Here is a 15,266-nt window from a genome sequence, read left to right as displayed (position 1 = left end):
TTGACTTCAACTCAAAGCAGAACCCATGCGCACGCCTTCGCTCATCGCCCTGCGCGCCTTCGAGGTGGCGGCCCGCTGCCGCAATTTCACCGAGGCCGCCCAGGAGCTCTCGGTCACCCCCGGTGCGGTCAGCCGGCAGATCCGTCTGCTCGAAGAGGAGCTGGGCGTCAGCCTGTTCGACCGCACGCGCAATACCGTGACCCTCAACGACAACGGCCGGCGCCTGGCCGCCACCGTCTCCCAGGCCTTCGAGCTGCTGGCCCGTGGTGCCGATGAGCTGCGCGGCGAACGCGAAGGGCCGGTGCACATCAGCTGCGCGCCTTCCATCGCCTCCCATTGGCTGATGAAGCGGCTCAACCAGTTCTCCGCCGCCAACCCGGACATCACCCTGAGCCTGGAGGCCACCGAAGAGCTGGTGGACCTGGAGCGCGGCGAAGCCAGCCTGGCGATCCGCTTCGTCACCGCCGGCACCCGCCTGCCTTCCAGCGAGCTGCTGTTCCGCGAGGCGTTCTTCCCGGTGTGCAGCCCCGCCTACCTGGAGCAGCATCCCCTGCGCCACCCCGAGGACCTGGTGGGCGCACGGCTGATCCATGCCACCTGGAAGAGCGCCACCCGCCTGAGCATTCCCAGCTGGGGCGACTGGTTCGACAGCAACGTCGGCCCCGGGGTGGACGCTTCGGCGGGCATGCGCTTCGGGCTGATCGGCCATGCCATCCAGGGCGCGGTCGCCGGCCAGGGGTTCGCCCTGGGCTCCACCGCGCTGGCAGGCGACGACATCGCCCAGGGGCGGCTGGTGCTGCCCTTCGGGCCGGACCATCGCATCGCCACGCCCTGGGAATACCGCCTGGCCTGGAGCCGCAAGGCCGCACCCGGCGAGCGCCTGCGCCGCCTGATCGACTGGCTGGTGGCGGAAGCCCGGAGCAGTGCGGCGGGCCTCTGAGCGCGGCGTCTTCAGATCATCTTGCGCAGGCGATGCAGCCGGTGCTGGACGGCGATCGCCCAATCCGGCGGGGCGCTGCCGGTTCCCGCCATCCGCAGCATCGGGTGATGGCTGATCACCTGTTGCAGCACGGCTTCCTGGGTGGGTTTCACATCGACGAAGAACACGTGCTTGCCCTCGTGCAGGCGCTGCTCGAAGCGCTTGAACACGGCGCTGGGCGTCTGCATGCCGAGCAGGCTGCCTTCCCAGATGCTGAAGCCCAGCAGCGCGGCGGCGAGGAACAGGAAGGGGATCCAGCCGGCGCGGGTCTCGGTCCAGCCGCTGGCCCAGGCGACGCAGACCACCAGGGCCGCGAGGGCCAGGCCGATCAGGCTGCCGACCAGCCCGGAATGGACCACGTCCTTCTTCATCAGGGAAGAGACATCGTGGAGGTGGTGGCGCTCGACCTCGGCGTCACGTTCGCTGAGCACGTGGATTTGCTCGGTATCGATGCCGCTGGCTTCGAGTTCGGTCTCGACCTTTTCCAGGTCATTGAGGTCGTCGCTGATGTAGTAGTGGCGGTTCATGGCAAACCTCCGGTTTCGCGGTGGATTGGCCCCCTGGTTGGCTGACGGTCCTTGTGGCGCTGATAGTCAGTCTAATACTGCGGGCAGGAGCGGGATGCGCCGCCGCCGGGCGGTTGCGCGAGGTGAAGCGGGCGAAGGGGGGATGCAGGCGGGGAGGGGATGGCGCGGTGTCGAAGCTGCGCCCGGCGAATGAGCGGGCTCACTCGCCAGGGGGCGCGGAAGGGCGTTACTTGCCGATACGGATGTGGCGGCTCGGCGCGCCTTGGCCACTGACGCCCTTGGCGATCTTCTGGATTTCACCACCGGATTTCAGGAAGGCAGCGACCTGCTCGGCGATCGACTCGCTGGTCTCGACGGCGGGCGGGGGCTTGGGCTTGCTGCTGTGGGAGTTCTTGATACGCATGGGGGCTCCTTTTCAAGGACAGTGCCGCAGGGCTCGGCGGTGAAGAAAATACCCTGAAAAAAAAACCGGCCCGAAGGCCGGTTTCCTTGTACGGCAGTGATCAGATCACTTGTACTTCGTCGGCTTGCATGCCCTTCTGGCCTTGCACGGCGATGAAGGAGACCTTCTGGCCTTCCTTCAGGCTTTTGAAGCCGGCGCTCTGGATGGAGCGGTAGTGAACGAACAGGTCCGGGCCGTTATCGGTGGTGATGAAGCCGAAGCCTTTTTCATCGTTGAACCACTTGACGGTGCCAGTTTGACGATCAGCCATTTTGAAACTCCTTGAACAAAGTTGACACGGCGTTGGAACTTTCCAGGCCGGACTGAGCGCAAAGAGTGGATAAATCGAAGGGTTGAAACCGTGGATCGATTTACGGTGACACATGCAGCACAGTGCGCAACACCATACCCGTCCTCGCGGGGATTGCCTACAGTTTTATTCGCATCTCGCCAAAAGGCTTTCGTCGCCTGCCGTCCCGCTTCCCCTTCGCGTTGCGCTGGAACCTTGCAAAGCCGCGTGGTTGCTGGCTTCATCCGTTCCTTTCAACGGCCCTGCGGAGAGTGACCGATGATCCGAGAAATCCTCAGGATGGGTGACCCGCGCCTGCTGCGCGTCGCCCCTCCGGTGCCTGCCGAACTCTTTGGCAGCGATGAATTGCAGCGCCTGATCGCCGACATGTTCGAGACCATGGAGCACGTCGGCGGCGTCGGCCTGGCCGCACCGCAGATCGGCGTCGACCTGCAACTGGTGATCTTCGGCTTCGAGCGCAGCGAGCGGTATCCCGACGCACCGCCGGTGCCGCCCACCATTCTCCTCAACCCGGTCATCACGCCCCTGGGCGAGGCGCTGGAGGAGGGCTGGGAAGGCTGCCTCTCGGTGCCCGGCCTGCGCGGGGCGGTGAACCGCTACCGGGCGATCCGCTACCAGGGCCTGGACCCCGATGGCAGGCCGATCGACCGCAGCGTCGAGGGCTTCCATGCGCGGGTGGTGCAACACGAGTGCGATCACCTGATCGGCCGCCTGTATCCCTCGCGCATCACCGATTTCTCCAAGTTCGGCTTCACCGAGGTGCTGTTCCCGGGCCTCGACCCCGCCGCCGACGACTGAGCGCTCCCGACCTTCGTCGGGACCTCGCCGTGCGGCCGGCAACCTGCCCATCGCTCTTCTATGCTCCTGCGCGCCCATCATGCGCAAAAGGAGCCTGAGCATGACCACCACCGCCGCCGTGCTTGCCGTCGACCTGGCCAACGTCTACGACGCCCCCAAGGCCGGCAAGCTGCTCTACACCCTGGCCTGGGGCGACTACGTCGATGTGCTGGAGGTGACCGACACCCACCTGCGCATCGCCACCTACACCTACCAGGAGCGCTCCGACGGCAGCATCCTGCCGGTCGCCACCGAGGCCTGGCTGGTGCCGCCGAAGTCCGCGCGCCGCAACGGGCGTCGCTTGAAGCCGGCCGACCTGGTGATCCCGCGGGCGGACAGCCGGGTGCTCAAGGTCAACTTCGTCGACGTGCAGCAGGGCGATGGCGCGGTGATCGAGACCCCCGGCGGCAAGGTGATGCTGGTGGATGGCGGCGACAACCAGATGTTCGCGCGCTACCTGGCCGCGCGTTATCGCGGTTCCCGCGCCGACGCGCCCAAGCTGATCGATTGCATCCTGGTCACCCACGGCGATGCCGACCACTTCTCCGGCCTGACCCAGATCCAGCGCTCGGAGACCAACAACGAACTGCGCAAGCGCCTGTTCATCGAGCCTCGGCGCATCTATCACAACGGCCTGGTCAAGCGCTCGAAGACCGGGCGCAAGGAAACCGAGCTGCTCGGCCCCACCCTGGACGCCGACGGCCTCAAGCTGCTCACGCCGCTGCTGGACAGTCCCCTGCAAGTACCGGCCGAGGAGATGAACAGCGACTTCCGCGCCTGGCGCAAGGCGCTGGAGGCCTGGGAGGCACGGGCCGCGCAGCTGGGGCGCCCCGGCATCGAGTTCCGCCGCCTGTCCGAGGGCCAGCACGACGCCTTCGATTTCCTGCGTGAGGAGGACATCGACGTGCAGGTGCTCGGCCCGCTGCTCAGCGAGGCCGGCGGGGCAAGCGGCCTGCCCTTCCTCGGCAGCACGCCGTCCGGGCCGCGCGTCGGCCACGAGTCCCTCGACATCGGCGCCGAGGGTTTCGCCGGTTTTTCCGCCTCGCACACCATCAATGGCCATTCCATCGTCTTCCGCCTGCGCTACGGCGGCTTCAACTACCTGTTCTGCGGCGACCTCAACGACGAAGCCGGGCGTACCCTGGCGCGCCAGCACGATGCCGGCGAGATCGACCTGCGCGCGGAGGTTTTCAAGGTGCCGCACCACGGCTCGGCGGACTTCTCCGGCGGCTTCTTCAAGCGCGTCGAGCCCATCGTCAACATCGTCTCCAGTGGCGATGACCCGATGAACGAGTACATCCACCCCCGCGCCACCCTGATGGGCGCGCTCGGCCGCTACTCGCGGGTGGACGAGCCGCTGGTGTTCGTCACCGAGCTGGTGGCCTTCTTCCGCCTGGAGGGCTGGGCGCATCTTTCCGACAAGGAGAAGGCGGAGAAGCGTGGCGACTTCTTCGCCTTCAGCCGCAGTGCCTACGGCCTGGTCAAGACCCGCACCGACGGCAAGCGCCTGCTGGTCTACACCGACAGCGGCAAGGCCGATCTCAAGGAAGCCTATTGCTACGAACTGGACGCCGACGGCGTGCCCCAGCCGGCAGTGGTGATCAAGGTCTAGCCGTTGTCGAAGAACGACCGCGCCGCCTCGCCTGCCTTTTCAACGGCCCGCCAGAGCGCGCGGGCAGGCAGCGTCGGCCGGGCGCTGGTCGGGGCCGACAGCGCTGGGCGACGCGGGGGAAACGGCTCAGGCCGTCAGGGTGGACGGCTTGAGCTGGCGCTCGGCGGTGATTTCCGGCAGGTCCTTGCGGCGCATGTAGACGCGCAGGGGCTCGGTGACGTTTAGGCGATCGTCGATGTTCTGCTCCAGCAGCAGCTGGATCAGCTCGCGCTTGAGGGTCATGGTGCGGTCGCCGTGGGGCTGCCAGACGAATTCGCAGGCCGGCATGATGCTGTCGTTGTCCACATCCATGCCGAACGAGTCCTCGCTGAAGCGCACGATGTGCCGCCCGGTCTTGGTGTTGAAGCCGACGAAGCCGTTGAGCTGGTCGGCGGCGGCGCAGATGCCGCTGGAGGTGATGCTCATTGGGTAAACCTCGCTGTGGGGTCCGGGGACCCGGGTCAGGTCTACACGCGCAGGCGAAGCGATGGCCCGGTCTGGCGCCGGGCTCGGCGGGGGATTGTGCAACAGGTCGTCGCCCGGGGGGAGGACGGTGGATTGCCGCAGGCGCGTCGCTACGGCTCCTGTGCCGGGGCGGGCGGCGGTGGCGCGACCAGGGCGTTGACCACCGCCAGGGCCTTCTCGAATGACGGGTAGCCGCTCTTGGCCACGTCCAGGTTGGCGTAGTCGGCGCGATACAGCTCGGCCTTCAGCGGGTCCGCCTCGCTGATCAGGAAGGGCTCGGCGTAGATCTTGTAGAGCAGCGCGGTGGCGTGGGGGTGGTGCTTCGCGGCGGCCCGTTCCAGCAGGCTGAGCACTTCCTCCACCTGCGGGCCCTCGTGGATCTTCAGCACCGCCTGGTAGAAGGGCACCTCGCCGCGCTGGTCTTGCGCCTCGGCACGGCTGAGCAGGGCCGAGGCCAGCTCGAAATTGTCCGGCTCGCCGGAGGCGACCAGCATCTTCGCCTGCAGCATGTCGTTCTGGTACAGCAGGCGCTCCTCGCGGCATTGCTCGCCCGACATCGGCTCGTCGCAGGAGTGGGAGGCGCATCCGGCCAGCAGCAGCGGCAGGCCCAGCGCGAGCATCCATGCATTGGTACGTTGGTAGACCATCGATCGTCCTCGGACCCCGGAAAGTAGGTGCTTCGACCCGTGCCACGGCGCGCGGTTCGCCCGCATGCGAAAGCGCCCGGCACCGGGTGGCCGGTACCGAGCGCTGTCGAGTTGACCCCATGGATGGCGGCCGGGCTCGCCCGGGCCGTCTTCCCCCTTGCCGCTACGCCCTAGGGCAACGCCCCGTGGCTGCCCAGCAGGCCATCGCCATGCTTCTTGTCACGCTTGGCCATGCGCTTCTCATGGGCGCTCTTCAGCGGCTTCTTCTTGCTTTCCTTCTTCGCGTTCATGCCTTTGCTCATGCTGCTTCTCCGTCAGGGGTTGGGGGTGGCGCATCCATGCGATGCAACGCTCTCGATCACCCGCACCTCCTTCGGCTGCCAGAGCCGGCCATTTGCTGCTACACCCAGAAGCATAGTCGGGAAGCGGCGACCTGCAGGCCCGCGCAAAGCCTCGACTGCTTAACACTTGGGCATGGAAAACCGCGACAGCGCACGCCCGTGATCGCATCATGCGGGGTTGCGGTGACGGGCCCCCGGGCGCGGCGCCGGATGAGTTCACGCGGTGGCAGTACGGACGGGAAAGCATGGGAATGACGCCTGGCCAGGAACCCCTGGGCTATGCGGCGCAATCGGTCGCCGGACGGGTTCGCGATCACAACGAGGATGCGCTGCTGTGCAGGCCGGCGCTCGGCCTCTGGGCGGTCGCCGACGGCATGGGCGGGCACAGCTGCGGCGAAGTGGCCAGCGCCATCGCCCTGGAGACCCTGGAGCGCGAGCTGACCCGGGGCCTCGACCTGGAAGCCGCCGTGCACGCGGCCAACCTCGCGGTGCTCGAGGCTGCCGAAGGGCTCGACGACGAGCGCCGTGGCATGGGCACCACCCTGGTGGCGGTGCGCTTCCAGGGCACCGATTTCGAACTGGCCTGGGTCGGCGACAGCCGCGCCTATCGCATCGACGCCGCCGGCATCCACCAGATCAGCCGCGACCACAGCTGGGTCCAGGCGCTGGTGGACGCGGGCCAGATGACCCCCGAGCAAGCGCGCACCGACGCGCGGCGCAATGTCATCACCCAGTGCCTGGGGCGCGACGACCAGGCGCTGGAAGTCGGCCTGCTCAGTGGCAGCCTGCTCCCCGGCGAACTGCTGCTGCTGTGCAGCGACGGCCTCAGCGGCGAGCTGGACGACGAGGAGATCCATGCCCAGTGCAACAAGGCCCGGACGCTGGACGGTATGGTCGATCAGCTGATCGTACTAGCCAATAGCCATGGCGGCAGGGACAATATCTCCTGCATCGTGCTGGGCCTGCCCGCACAGGAGCAGGAACCGGCCAAGGCCCCACCCCCGCGTTCCTTCCTCAGCCGTTTGTTCAACCCCCGAAAACCACGATGAATCCGACGCGCATCGACTCCCTATGAATGACAGCTTGCTAGAAATACCCGGCTACAGCGTGCACGGCCGGCTGGGCAAGGGCGGCATGGCCGAGGTCTACCTCGCGACCCAGGAGTCGCTGCATCGCCAGGTGGCGATCAAGGTGCTGCAACGCCTCGACGACGAAGCCTTCGCCAAGCGCTTCATCAAGGAAGCGCACCTGGTCGCGTCCCTGCACCACCCCTCGATCATCACCATCCACGACATCGGCCAGCTCGCCGACGGGCGCTACTACATCGCCATGGAGTTCGTCGCCGGTGGCGACCTGGCGCAGCACCGTGGCGAGCGCTTCGAGCCGCAGCGGGCGCTGGACATCGTCCGGCAGATCGCCGCCGCGCTGGTGGTGGTGCATGACAAGGGCATGGTTCACCGCGACATCAAGCCGGCCAACATCCTCTTCCGCGAGGACGGCACCGCGGTGCTCAGCGACTTCGGCATCGCCAAGGAGCTGGAACTCGACAGCGAGCTGACCCAGTACAACGTCGCCGTCGGCAGCCCCGCCTACAGCAGCCCCGAGCAGGCCCAGTGCCAGCCGCTGGACGCGCGCAGCGACATCTACAGCCTGGGCGTCATCCTCCTGGAGATGCTCGGCGGCACCAACCCCTTCCGTGGCTCCAGCTACACCCAGACGGTGATGAACCACGTGCAGCAGGAGCCCCCGCGCCTGCACGGCGCCCTGGAGCGCTACCAGTTCCTGCTCGACCGCATGCTGGCCAAGGACCCCGACGAGCGCTTCGCCGACTGCCGCGTGCTGCTGGCGAGCCTGGCCGAACTCAACGAGGGCGAGCTCGACAACACCCGCCTGACCCCCGTCCCCAAGGCCGCCCCCCGCGACGCCAACCCCACGCGCAAGGCGAAGGCAGCACCGGCCGCCCCCGTGCAGCCGGCCCCGCGCCGTGGCATGCCGATCTGGGGCTGGGCCCTGCTGGGCGTGCTGTTGCTCGCCATGGGCGGCGGCCTCGGCTACCACCTGCTGCAACAGAAGAAGATCGACGACCTGCTGGCCCAGGCCGAACTGCGCCTGAGCGCCGGCAGCCTGGTGGAGCCGGCCGGCGACAGCGCCGAGCACTACTTCAACCAGGTGCTGGCCCTGGATGCCGGCAACGCCGCCGCCACCCAGGGCCTGGCCCGCGTGCTGCAGGCCCGGGTCGACGCCCTGGTGGCCCTGGGCGACCAGCGCCTGGCCGAAGACCGCCTGCTGCAGCCCGAGGGCGACAGCGCGGTGGCCTACTACCAGCAGGCGCTGGCCCTGCAACCCGAGAACCCGCGCGCATTCGCGGGCCTCGAACAGGTGGCGCGGCGCTTCGCCCTGCTGGCCGAGGAAGCCTACGGCCACCGTGAGTTCGCCCTGGCCCAGGAATACATCAAGGGTGGCCTTGCGGTGGCGCCGGAAGACCCGCAGCTGCTGCAGCTGCAGGCCGACCACGCCATGCGCGTGCGCAAGGCCCAGGTGGTACGCAGCCAGGCGCGGCAGCAGCAACAGACCGCCAACCCGGTCAAGCGTTTATGGAACCGCATCTTCGACTGATGCGCATCGACGGGCCAGCTGGGTGATCGGCTTGGCGTAACCAGGATCAAGGATTTCGGACATGCTCAGGATTCACTTCGCGGACAATCGCCAGGAACCGGTCTGGCTGGCGGACGAACGCTTCACCATCGGCCAGGACGCCCGCAACCACCTGGTACTCAACGAGGCCGAGGTCAGCCCCTTCCATGCGGAGATCCGCCAGGACCACGGCCTCTACTACCTCACCGACTGCGGCACCCGCAGCGGCACCTTCGTCAACGGCGAGCGCATCGGTGCGCGCTACCAGCTGCGCTCCGACGACCGCGTGCGCATCGGCACCCTGGAGCTGCTGCTGGTCGACCCGGCCAAGGTCAAGCCCAAGGCCGCGCCCACCGCGCGCTGGTTCCTGCAGGTGATCAAGGGCGAGCACGAGGGGCAGAAGTTCCACGTCACAGGCTCCATGACCTTCGGCCGTTCGGTGAAGTGCGAACTGTGCTTCAGCGACCTGGAGCTGTCCCGTCGCCATGCCGAGTTCTTCCTCAAGGACGACGTGCTGGAGATCAAGGACCTGGCCTCGGCCAACGGCGTGTTCGTCAACCAGCAGAAGGTCGGCACCGCGGTGCTGGCGCCGGGTGACCAGGTGCGCATGGCCTCGGTGACCCTGCTGGTGATCGGGCCCAAGGTGGAAGTGCGCCAGGCCGCCGACGAGGACGCCACCCAGTTCGTCCGCGTGATCGACCTGCCCAAGCCGGTCGCTGCACCACGTCCGGCCAGCCAGCCGGCGGTGGCCAATCCGCTGCGCGCCGCCGCGCCGGCACCCGAGGCGCCCGCAGTGGCCGCCTCCAGCGAGGATCGCACCGGGCGCCTGGTGCTGATCGGCGGTATCGTCCTGGCCGTGCTGGGCGTGGCGGCCGTCGTCGCGAAATTCGTCCTGTAGGCCGTTCCTGGCCGACCCGCCCGGGTCGGCCTCTTTCAATCGACGTAGTACCCGGCCACCCGCCACTGGCCGTCGGTGTCGCGCATCGGCGTCACCGTCTCCACCGCCTCGCTGTGGTGCTCGAAGTTGCTGCGGTATTCGAGGATCACGTACTCGCCGTCCGGCAGGCCCGGCAACTGGGTCGCGTACTTGGCCGACTGCAGCGTGCGTGCCCGCACCGGCCCCAGGGGCGAGCGCAGGTCCACCGCCAGGTTGGTCCAGTCGTAGCGCGTCACCGAGTGACGGAACAGGCTCGCCGCCTGCTGCCAGCTGCGCAGGTAATCCTCGCTGTCGGCGATGGCCAGCCAGGCGCTCGCGGCGGCCTTGGCCTGCTCGATCTTCTGCGCCTCCGAGGCCTGGGCGAGGGTGCAGGCCAGCAGGCCGAAGGCCAACAGGGCACTGCGTAACATCTTCATCCTTCTCTCCTTGAATGCAGGGGTTGCCGGTCTATCCGGTACGCCTGGTGCAGCAGGATACGCAGGGCCAGGCGGCTCTGCGCGTCGTTCGGCGGCAGGTCGAACCGGGGCAGCCAGGCGCGCCGCGTGCGGATATCCACCCAGCGCCGGGCGCCGCGCACCCGGATGTGGCAGAACGGCCGCTGCCCCAGGTAGAAGCTGCCGGGGCGGGGCTCGCTGATGCAGGGCCAGTTCCTGATCTCTCCCAGCAGTTGACCGAGGTCCGCCAGGGCATGTTCCGGGTTTCGCGCCATGGGTCTTCCACTCCCGCCGGTCGCCGGCTCAGAACACGTAGCGCGCCGGATTGCCAAGCAGTGACCGTGCCAGCGGCCCGGCCTGGGGCAGCTCCAGGCTGGCCGGCAGGGCCAGGGGCGGGCGCTTGTCGCTGGCGGCAAGGGGCAGGAACAGGTCCTGGGCGTGGCTGGCGTCGAGGCGGGCGAGGGCTTGCCAGTCGGCTGCCGCGAGGGTGCCGGCCAGCGCCAGCACGCCAGCTAGGGCGAGCAGCGAATCGAAGAGGCGGGTGAGTGTCATGGCGACTGTCCCTGTCGGAATGGTGGTCGCCTGTCGCGAGCGGCAGGCCGTCGGAGCTGCCCATCCTAGGCAGCCACCGGCGGCGAATATTGCCTGCTTTGTCGTGGAACTGTGAAGGTTTGTTAAGCCATCGGCGTGGCGAGGAAGGCCGGCAGCCGCTCGGCGCGTTCGGCGAAGGCCGCCAGCAATGGGTAGCCGGCCGGCTCCAGTTCGTCGCGTATCACCAGCTGGGCGAAGCCCCAGGCCACCGCCAGGCTGATGCCGTCCTGGCCGATCGCGGCGCCTTCGCCCAGGGGGCGGCGGGCCAGTTCCGCCGCAAGCTCGCTGCAGGCCGCGTGCAACTGGTAGCGCACCCGCTCCAGCCAGGGCGCGTGCTGCTTGTCCTGCGGGCGCAGCTCCTTCTCGTAGACGATCTGCACCGCCTTCTCGCACAGCGCCAGGGCCAGGCCGACCACGCGCAGGGCCTGGGCGCGCGGGGCTGGCGCTGCGGGCAGGAGGCTGCGCCCGGCGAGGGTTTCCAGGTAGTCGAGGATCAGGCTCGAATCCATCAGCGTGGTGCCATCGTCGAGCACCAGGGTGGGTGCCTTGACCACGGGGTTGATCGCCTTGAAGGCATCGAAATGACGAAACACCGAAACCGCCTCGTGCTCGAAGGGGATGTCGAGCGTTCGCAGGCTGATGGCGACCCGGCGTACATAAGGGGAATCCAGCATACCGATCAGTTTCATTAACAGGTTCCTTGGCGACGGATTGGAGGAAGCGCCTCGACCAGGTAGGCGGCTCACCAAAAAAATAGCGGCGCGCCGGTGCCGTGAATATCGATACTTTCTGCCGATTCCTGTTAGTTTTCCTTACATGAACCACATGCCTCCACTGGCCTCGCTGCGCAGCTTCGAAGCGGTCGCGCGCCTGGGCAGCATCACCCGGGCCGCCGCCGAGCTGCACGTCACCCACTCGGCCATCAGCCAGCAGATCAAGCAGCTGGAGCTGCTGCTCGGCCTGCCGCTGTTCGTCCGCGAAGGGCGCGGTCTGCGCCTGAACGAGGATGGCCGCCTCTACGCCCTGCAGATCCGCCGGGCGCTGGAGGACATCGGCGAAGCCACCCGCCTGGTGCGCGACCGCCCCGAGCGCGAGGCACTGACCATCGCGGTGATGCCGTCCTTCGGCGCCCAGTGGCTGCTGCCACGCCTGCCGCGTTTCCAGGCGCGCCACCCGCTCTACCGCATCCACCTGCAAGCCAGCCTCGGGGTGCAGGACCTGCGCCAGTCGGGGATCGACCTGGCCATCCGCATGGGCCAGGGCAACTGGGAGGGGCTGGAGCGGCGCCGGCTGTTCGACGACGAACTGCTGCTGGTGGCCTCGCCACGCCTCAATGGCGGCGACCTGCCGCAGACACCCCAGCAGGCCCTGCGCCTGCCCTTGATCCGCACCGCCGAACCCTGGCTGCGCTGGTGCCAGGCGGCCGGCGTGGACGAGCCGCCAGCGGACCTTGGCCTGTGGATAAACGACTCCAACCTGGTGCTGGAGGCCCTGCGCCTGTGCCAGGGCATCGCCCTGGAACGCCGCAGCCTGGTACAGGGCGCACTGGCACGGGGCGAGCTGGTGCAACTTACCGGCATCAGCGTGCCCTACGCCTTTCCCTATTGGCGGGTGTGGCAGCCGGGCGAGGGCGTGGGCCAGAAGCACGAGGACTTCGGGCGCTGGCTGGACGAGGAGGCGGCGCTCTACCGCGCCTCGATCGGCCAGGCGCCGTGACGCCCGGCGCGGGCCCATGAAAAAGGGAGCCCTGGGGCTCCCTTGTTTCATGCCTGGGTGGATCAGTCCGCCAGGCGCTGGTCGCGGCGCAGCTGGATCAGGTCGCCCTTGGTGCACTGCTGCGGCTGGGCGGCGGTCAGGTCGTAGCAACGCTGACCGAAGCCCATGGGCCAGTAGATGATCGCGAAGGGCGGCCAGAAGATCGACGCCACGCGAAAGCGCGCGCGCAGCTTGCCCTGCTGCACCAGCGTGCCGTGGCTGTCGGTCAGCTTGTAGGGGATGCCGCCGGCGGAGCTCCAGAAGAACGGGCGGGTGGTCACCATGCCCTGGCTGAACTGCTGGGGGCGCTCGTAGACCGAGACCTTGGTGTCTTCCGGGAGCTTGAAATAGGTGCGGGTGGAGCAACCCCCCGCCACCAGGGCCACCGCGACGATGGCGGCCGTGCGCTTGAACATCTTCACATCCATTCCTTTATCGGTACGACTTCATCCAGGGCGGCCAGGCCGCCGGGCGCGCATGGTGCCCATCTTTGGCTGATGGCGCCAGGCCATTAGTCGGTTGCGGCACCGATCGACAGGTTTTTTGTGCGCGGGTCGAGGTTGAAGCGGGGAGCCCGTCGTAGGAGCGAATTCATTCGCGATGCTTTTAATGGCGCGTGCAGAGTGGTGCATCGGGTGGGCGTAGGGTGGGCTTCAGCCCACCGCTTATCCGCGCCTAGGCCTATTGCCGTGCAAGCATCCTGCACCAATGCCGGGTTGCACCCGACCTGCAAAAGCGGAGCTCCGCCGGTCCGGTGGGAGCGGTTTCAACCGCGAAGAGCCGATCGCGAATGAATTGGCCTGTCTGCGTTAAGTGTTGCTAGAGGATTTGGAACCCGGTTGATTGCCGAGTCTTGCTGACGGTTTCTGTTTCGCCTTGCCGGGCGAGTCCCTTTTAACAATCGCCTTAAAAGGAACCAAAAGCGCTCGCCCCTGCATCCGGCCCGACTACGTCGGGTTCCCTCGCTCCATCATCGTTTCAGGGGCCCGCCGCGAAGGGCCGTCCCTGGCCCATCGCGGCTCTCGCGACATCCATGTCGCTCAACCCCTGAAACGACGATTGCGCTCGGCCTCCTGAAGGGGCTTTTTGCCGCTGCCCCAACATCGATGCTCAATACTTCACATCGATGTGCGCATCACCACCGGGTGGACGCCGTGGCTGGCGGCATTCGTAGGATGGCGTAGAGCGAAGCGAAACCCATGCGGTGGGTGTATCAGAAGTCCAGAATCGTCCTGAAAGCGCCGTTCTTGAACCTTTTCTTTGAATCCAAAGCAGCTAATGCGGACAGAGCCAATGAATTCGCTAGGTGGCACGCTTGCCTGGCGCTCTCGAGCCCACAAAAAAGCCCCGGCGCTTTCACGCCGGGGCTCCTGGGCTCGCGAGGGCTCGATCAGAAGATATTGACCGGGTACTCGACGAATACGCGGACTTCGTTGCCGTCGTCGACGTAGCTGTTGATGTTGTTGGAGGCACGCAGCATGGAGCCGCGCAGCTTCATCTTCAGGTCCTTGGCCGGGCCTTCCTGGACCACGTACTGCACCTGGTTGAAGATCTCGCGCTCCTGGCCGCGGCCGCCCTGGCCGGCGTCGATGTTGTCGCCGCGCACGTAGGCCACGCGATAGCTCAGGCCGGGTACGCCGTACTCGGCGAAGTCCAGGCCGTAGGCGACCTGCCAGGAGTTCTCGTCCTTGCCGTTGAAGTCCGACCAGTAGGAGTTGGCCAGCCAGATGGTGGTGCCGCCGTCGCCGATGTAGTCGCCGCTCTGGTAGCCGCCGTAGAGGTAGCCGATGTCACCGCTGCTGCGCTGGTGCGCCAGGGTGAAGGAGTGGCCGCCCAGGGCGTAGGTGGCCGCCAGGCTCCAGATGCGGTTGTCGCGCGCGTCGTTGGTGGCGAATTCCTTGTCCAGGCGGGTCTTGTAGCCGTTGAAGTCCAGGGTCACGGACTGGTCGTCGGCCACCGGGATGATGTAGTTCAGGTTCAGGTACTGCTTCTTCAGCACGTCCTTCACGTCGGAGGCGTAGAGCGAGGTGCTGAACTGGTCGTTGAACCTGTAGCTGCCGCCGTACACGTCGATGCGCTTCAGGCCGCCGCTGTCGCGGGCCTCGGCGCTCTTCTGGGCTTCGGCGTTGAAGCGGCCGACGTTCAGTTCCAGGCCTTCGATCTCCTTCGAGGTGATCAGGGTGCCGGTGTAGCTTTCCGGCAGCAGGCGCGAGTCGTCGTAGCTCAGTACCGGCAGGGCGGGCATCTGGTCGCCGACCTTGATCACGGTGTTGGAGATGCGGGCCTTGATGGCGGCGCCGGCGCGGGCGATATCGTCCTGGGCGTGGCCGCTGTCACCGGGCTTGAAGAAGTCGATGCCGGCGGCGCCGACGCGGCCCTTGCCGCCATCCAGGCGCAGGGCGTACAGGCCGAAGGCGTCGACGCCGAAGCCGACGGTGCCTTGGGTGAAACCGGAGCTGAAGTTGCCGATGAAGCCCTGGCCCCATTCCATGCGGTCGGACTTGCCGTGCTTGTAGTCACGGTTCATGTAGGCGTTGCGCAGCAGCACGTTCAGGCTGCTGTCCTCCACGAAGCCCTTGGATTGCGCCTGCTCGTCGGCGAAGGCGGGGGCGGAGGCAGCGATGCAGAGGGCGATCAGGCTCAGATTTTTCTTCATTGTAGGTACTGCTCGGTTTTCGAAAGGCGGCGATTCTGAACAACTCGCCCGGGCGGTTCA

19 protein-coding genes are annotated in these 15,266 nt (G+C 67.2%); 7 read left to right on the top strand and 12 right to left on the bottom strand.

Annotated elements, in window-relative coordinates; genetic code table 11:
- Positions 1–25: 25 nt before the first annotated feature.
- Positions 26–940, top strand: a complete 915-nt coding sequence (locus tag WFQ67_RS20895; RefSeq protein WP_337058071.1) for a LysR substrate-binding domain-containing protein — start codon at positions 26–28, stop codon at positions 938–940.
- 11 nt (positions 941–951) lie between these two features.
- On the opposite strand, the gene WFQ67_RS20890 is transcribed toward WFQ67_RS20895, so the two are convergent.
- From WFQ67_RS20890 to WFQ67_RS20880, 3 genes are all read right to left on the bottom strand, one after another.
- Positions 952–1,506 carry a magnesium transporter gene (locus WFQ67_RS20890; RefSeq protein WP_337058070.1) on the bottom strand — a complete coding sequence of 185 codons (555 nt, stop codon included), beginning with the start codon at positions 1,504–1,506 and terminating at the stop codon, positions 952–954.
- Positions 1,507–1,732: 226 nt separating this feature from the next.
- Positions 1,733–1,909 (bottom strand): hypothetical protein, encoded by a 177-nt coding sequence (locus WFQ67_RS20885; protein ID WP_173176478.1) that lies wholly within the window; start codon positions 1,907–1,909, stop codon positions 1,733–1,735.
- Between the two features lie 100 nt (positions 1,910–2,009).
- On the bottom strand, positions 2,010–2,219 hold the full coding sequence (locus WFQ67_RS20880; RefSeq protein WP_021216916.1) for a cold-shock protein: 210 nt from the start codon (positions 2,217–2,219) through the stop codon (positions 2,010–2,012).
- A gap of 297 nt (positions 2,220–2,516) precedes the next feature.
- On the opposite strand from WFQ67_RS20880, the gene def reads away from it, so the two are divergent.
- On the top strand, positions 2,517–3,056 hold the full coding sequence (gene def / locus WFQ67_RS20875) for a peptide deformylase (protein ID WP_337058069.1): 540 nt from the start codon (positions 2,517–2,519) through the stop codon (positions 3,054–3,056).
- Positions 3,057–3,156: 100 nt separating this feature from the next.
- Positions 3,157–4,707, top strand: a complete 1,551-nt coding sequence (locus WFQ67_RS20870; RefSeq protein ID WP_337058068.1) for a ComEC/Rec2 family competence protein — start codon at positions 3,157–3,159, stop codon at positions 4,705–4,707.
- A gap of 126 nt (positions 4,708–4,833) precedes the next feature.
- Here the strand turns inward: WFQ67_RS20870 and WFQ67_RS20865 are convergent, their stop codons facing one another.
- From WFQ67_RS20865 to WFQ67_RS20855, 3 genes are all read right to left on the bottom strand, one after another.
- A complete protein-coding gene (locus WFQ67_RS20865) occupies positions 4,834–5,172 on the bottom strand; it encodes a DUF2025 family protein (protein WP_111264850.1) in 339 nt (112 codons plus the stop codon).
- A 149-nt stretch (positions 5,173–5,321) separates the two neighbouring features.
- On the bottom strand, positions 5,322–5,858 hold the full coding sequence (locus tag WFQ67_RS20860; RefSeq protein WP_228723557.1) for a hypothetical protein: 537 nt from the start codon (positions 5,856–5,858) through the stop codon (positions 5,322–5,324).
- Positions 5,859–6,028: 170 nt separating this feature from the next.
- Entirely contained in the window at positions 6,029–6,160 is a 132-nt protein-coding gene (locus tag WFQ67_RS20855; RefSeq protein ID WP_256604897.1) for a hypothetical protein, read from the bottom strand.
- Between the two features lie 290 nt (positions 6,161–6,450).
- Between WFQ67_RS20855 and WFQ67_RS20850 the strand changes: the two genes are divergently transcribed.
- The 3 genes from WFQ67_RS20850 to WFQ67_RS20840 all read left to right on the top strand — a co-directional run bounded on the left by WFQ67_RS20850 (position 6,451) and on the right by WFQ67_RS20840 (position 9,731).
- On the top strand, positions 6,451–7,248 hold the full coding sequence (locus tag WFQ67_RS20850) for a PP2C family protein-serine/threonine phosphatase (protein WP_173176484.1): 798 nt from the start codon (positions 6,451–6,453) through the stop codon (positions 7,246–7,248).
- 22 nt (positions 7,249–7,270) lie between these two features.
- Entirely contained in the window at positions 7,271–8,815 is a 1,545-nt protein-coding gene (locus tag WFQ67_RS20845) for a serine/threonine-protein kinase (protein ID WP_213628753.1), read from the top strand.
- A 61-nt stretch (positions 8,816–8,876) separates the two neighbouring features.
- Positions 8,877–9,731, top strand: a complete 855-nt coding sequence (locus tag WFQ67_RS20840; protein ID WP_213628754.1) for an FHA domain-containing protein — start codon at positions 8,877–8,879, stop codon at positions 9,729–9,731.
- 35 nt (positions 9,732–9,766) lie between these two features.
- On the opposite strand, the gene WFQ67_RS20835 is transcribed toward WFQ67_RS20840, so the two are convergent.
- From WFQ67_RS20835 to WFQ67_RS20820, 4 genes are all read right to left on the bottom strand, one after another.
- Positions 9,767–10,186, bottom strand: a complete 420-nt coding sequence (locus WFQ67_RS20835; protein WP_213628755.1) for a DUF4019 domain-containing protein — start codon at positions 10,184–10,186, stop codon at positions 9,767–9,769.
- Complete coding sequence (locus WFQ67_RS20830; protein WP_213628756.1) at positions 10,183–10,479, bottom strand: hypothetical protein; 297 nt, start codon at positions 10,477–10,479, stop codon at positions 10,183–10,185. Before WFQ67_RS20830 ends, WFQ67_RS20835 begins: the two co-directional genes overlap by 4 nt.
- A gap of 28 nt (positions 10,480–10,507) precedes the next feature.
- Positions 10,508–10,756 (bottom strand): hypothetical protein, encoded by a 249-nt coding sequence (locus WFQ67_RS20825; protein ID WP_173176494.1) that lies wholly within the window; start codon positions 10,754–10,756, stop codon positions 10,508–10,510.
- 122 nt (positions 10,757–10,878) lie between these two features.
- Positions 10,879–11,484 carry a glutathione S-transferase gene (locus WFQ67_RS20820; RefSeq protein WP_337058067.1) on the bottom strand — a complete coding sequence of 202 codons (606 nt, stop codon included), beginning with the start codon at positions 11,482–11,484 and terminating at the stop codon, positions 10,879–10,881.
- 127 nt (positions 11,485–11,611) lie between these two features.
- Between WFQ67_RS20820 and WFQ67_RS20815 the strand changes: the two genes are divergently transcribed.
- On the top strand, positions 11,612–12,511 hold the full coding sequence (locus WFQ67_RS20815) for a LysR substrate-binding domain-containing protein (RefSeq protein ID WP_213628758.1): 900 nt from the start codon (positions 11,612–11,614) through the stop codon (positions 12,509–12,511).
- Between the two features lie 62 nt (positions 12,512–12,573).
- Here the strand turns inward: WFQ67_RS20815 and WFQ67_RS20810 are convergent, their stop codons facing one another.
- Entirely contained in the window at positions 12,574–12,966 is a 393-nt protein-coding gene (locus WFQ67_RS20810) for a hypothetical protein (RefSeq protein ID WP_173176500.1), read from the bottom strand.
- A 974-nt stretch (positions 12,967–13,940) separates the two neighbouring features.
- Positions 13,941–15,206, bottom strand: coding sequence for an OprD family porin (locus tag WFQ67_RS20805; RefSeq protein ID WP_213628759.1), 1,266 nt, complete (start codon positions 15,204–15,206; stop codon positions 13,941–13,943).
- Positions 15,207–15,266 lie beyond the last annotated feature (60 nt).

This window comes from Pseudomonas sp. USHLN015 (genome assembly GCF_037153275.1).
GTDB lineage: Bacteria > Pseudomonadota > Gammaproteobacteria > Pseudomonadales > Pseudomonadaceae > Metapseudomonas > Metapseudomonas tohonis.
This window is presented reverse-complemented; position numbering and strand designations above follow the sequence as displayed.

Bases quoted from the DNA above. Each gene is read 5' to 3' on its own strand.
- WFQ67_RS20895 (WP_337058071.1), top strand. From the start codon at position 26: ATGCGCACGCCTTCGCTCATCGCCCTGCGCGCCTTCGAGGTGGCGGCC.
- WFQ67_RS20890 (WP_337058070.1), bottom strand. From the start codon at position 1,506: ATGAACCGCCACTACTACATCAGCGACGACCTCAATGACCTGGAAAAG.
- WFQ67_RS20885 (WP_173176478.1), bottom strand. From the start codon at position 1,909: ATGCGTATCAAGAACTCCCACAGCAGCAAGCCCAAGCCCCCGCCCGCC.
- WFQ67_RS20880 (WP_021216916.1), bottom strand. From the start codon at position 2,219: ATGGCTGATCGTCAAACTGGCACCGTCAAGTGGTTCAACGATGAAAAA.
- def (WP_337058069.1), top strand. From the start codon at position 2,517: ATGATCCGAGAAATCCTCAGGATGGGTGACCCGCGCCTGCTGCGCGTC.
- WFQ67_RS20870 (WP_337058068.1), top strand. From the start codon at position 3,157: ATGACCACCACCGCCGCCGTGCTTGCCGTCGACCTGGCCAACGTCTAC.
- WFQ67_RS20865 (WP_111264850.1), bottom strand. From the start codon at position 5,172: ATGAGCATCACCTCCAGCGGCATCTGCGCCGCCGCCGACCAGCTCAAC.
- WFQ67_RS20860 (WP_228723557.1), bottom strand. From the start codon at position 5,858: ATGGTCTACCAACGTACCAATGCATGGATGCTCGCGCTGGGCCTGCCG.
- WFQ67_RS20855 (WP_256604897.1), bottom strand. From the start codon at position 6,160: ATGAGCAAAGGCATGAACGCGAAGAAGGAAAGCAAGAAGAAGCCGCTG.
- WFQ67_RS20850 (WP_173176484.1), top strand. From the start codon at position 6,451: ATGACGCCTGGCCAGGAACCCCTGGGCTATGCGGCGCAATCGGTCGCC.
- WFQ67_RS20845 (WP_213628753.1), top strand. From the start codon at position 7,271: ATGAATGACAGCTTGCTAGAAATACCCGGCTACAGCGTGCACGGCCGG.
- WFQ67_RS20840 (WP_213628754.1), top strand. From the start codon at position 8,877: ATGCTCAGGATTCACTTCGCGGACAATCGCCAGGAACCGGTCTGGCTG.
- WFQ67_RS20835 (WP_213628755.1), bottom strand. From the start codon at position 10,186: ATGAAGATGTTACGCAGTGCCCTGTTGGCCTTCGGCCTGCTGGCCTGC.
- WFQ67_RS20830 (WP_213628756.1), bottom strand. From the start codon at position 10,479: ATGGCGCGAAACCCGGAACATGCCCTGGCGGACCTCGGTCAACTGCTG.
- WFQ67_RS20825 (WP_173176494.1), bottom strand. From the start codon at position 10,756: ATGACACTCACCCGCCTCTTCGATTCGCTGCTCGCCCTAGCTGGCGTG.
- WFQ67_RS20820 (WP_337058067.1), bottom strand. From the start codon at position 11,484: ATGAAACTGATCGGTATGCTGGATTCCCCTTATGTACGCCGGGTCGCC.
- WFQ67_RS20815 (WP_213628758.1), top strand. From the start codon at position 11,612: ATGAACCACATGCCTCCACTGGCCTCGCTGCGCAGCTTCGAAGCGGTC.
- WFQ67_RS20810 (WP_173176500.1), bottom strand. From the start codon at position 12,966: ATGTTCAAGCGCACGGCCGCCATCGTCGCGGTGGCCCTGGTGGCGGGG.
- WFQ67_RS20805 (WP_213628759.1), bottom strand. From the start codon at position 15,206: ATGAAGAAAAATCTGAGCCTGATCGCCCTCTGCATCGCTGCCTCCGCC.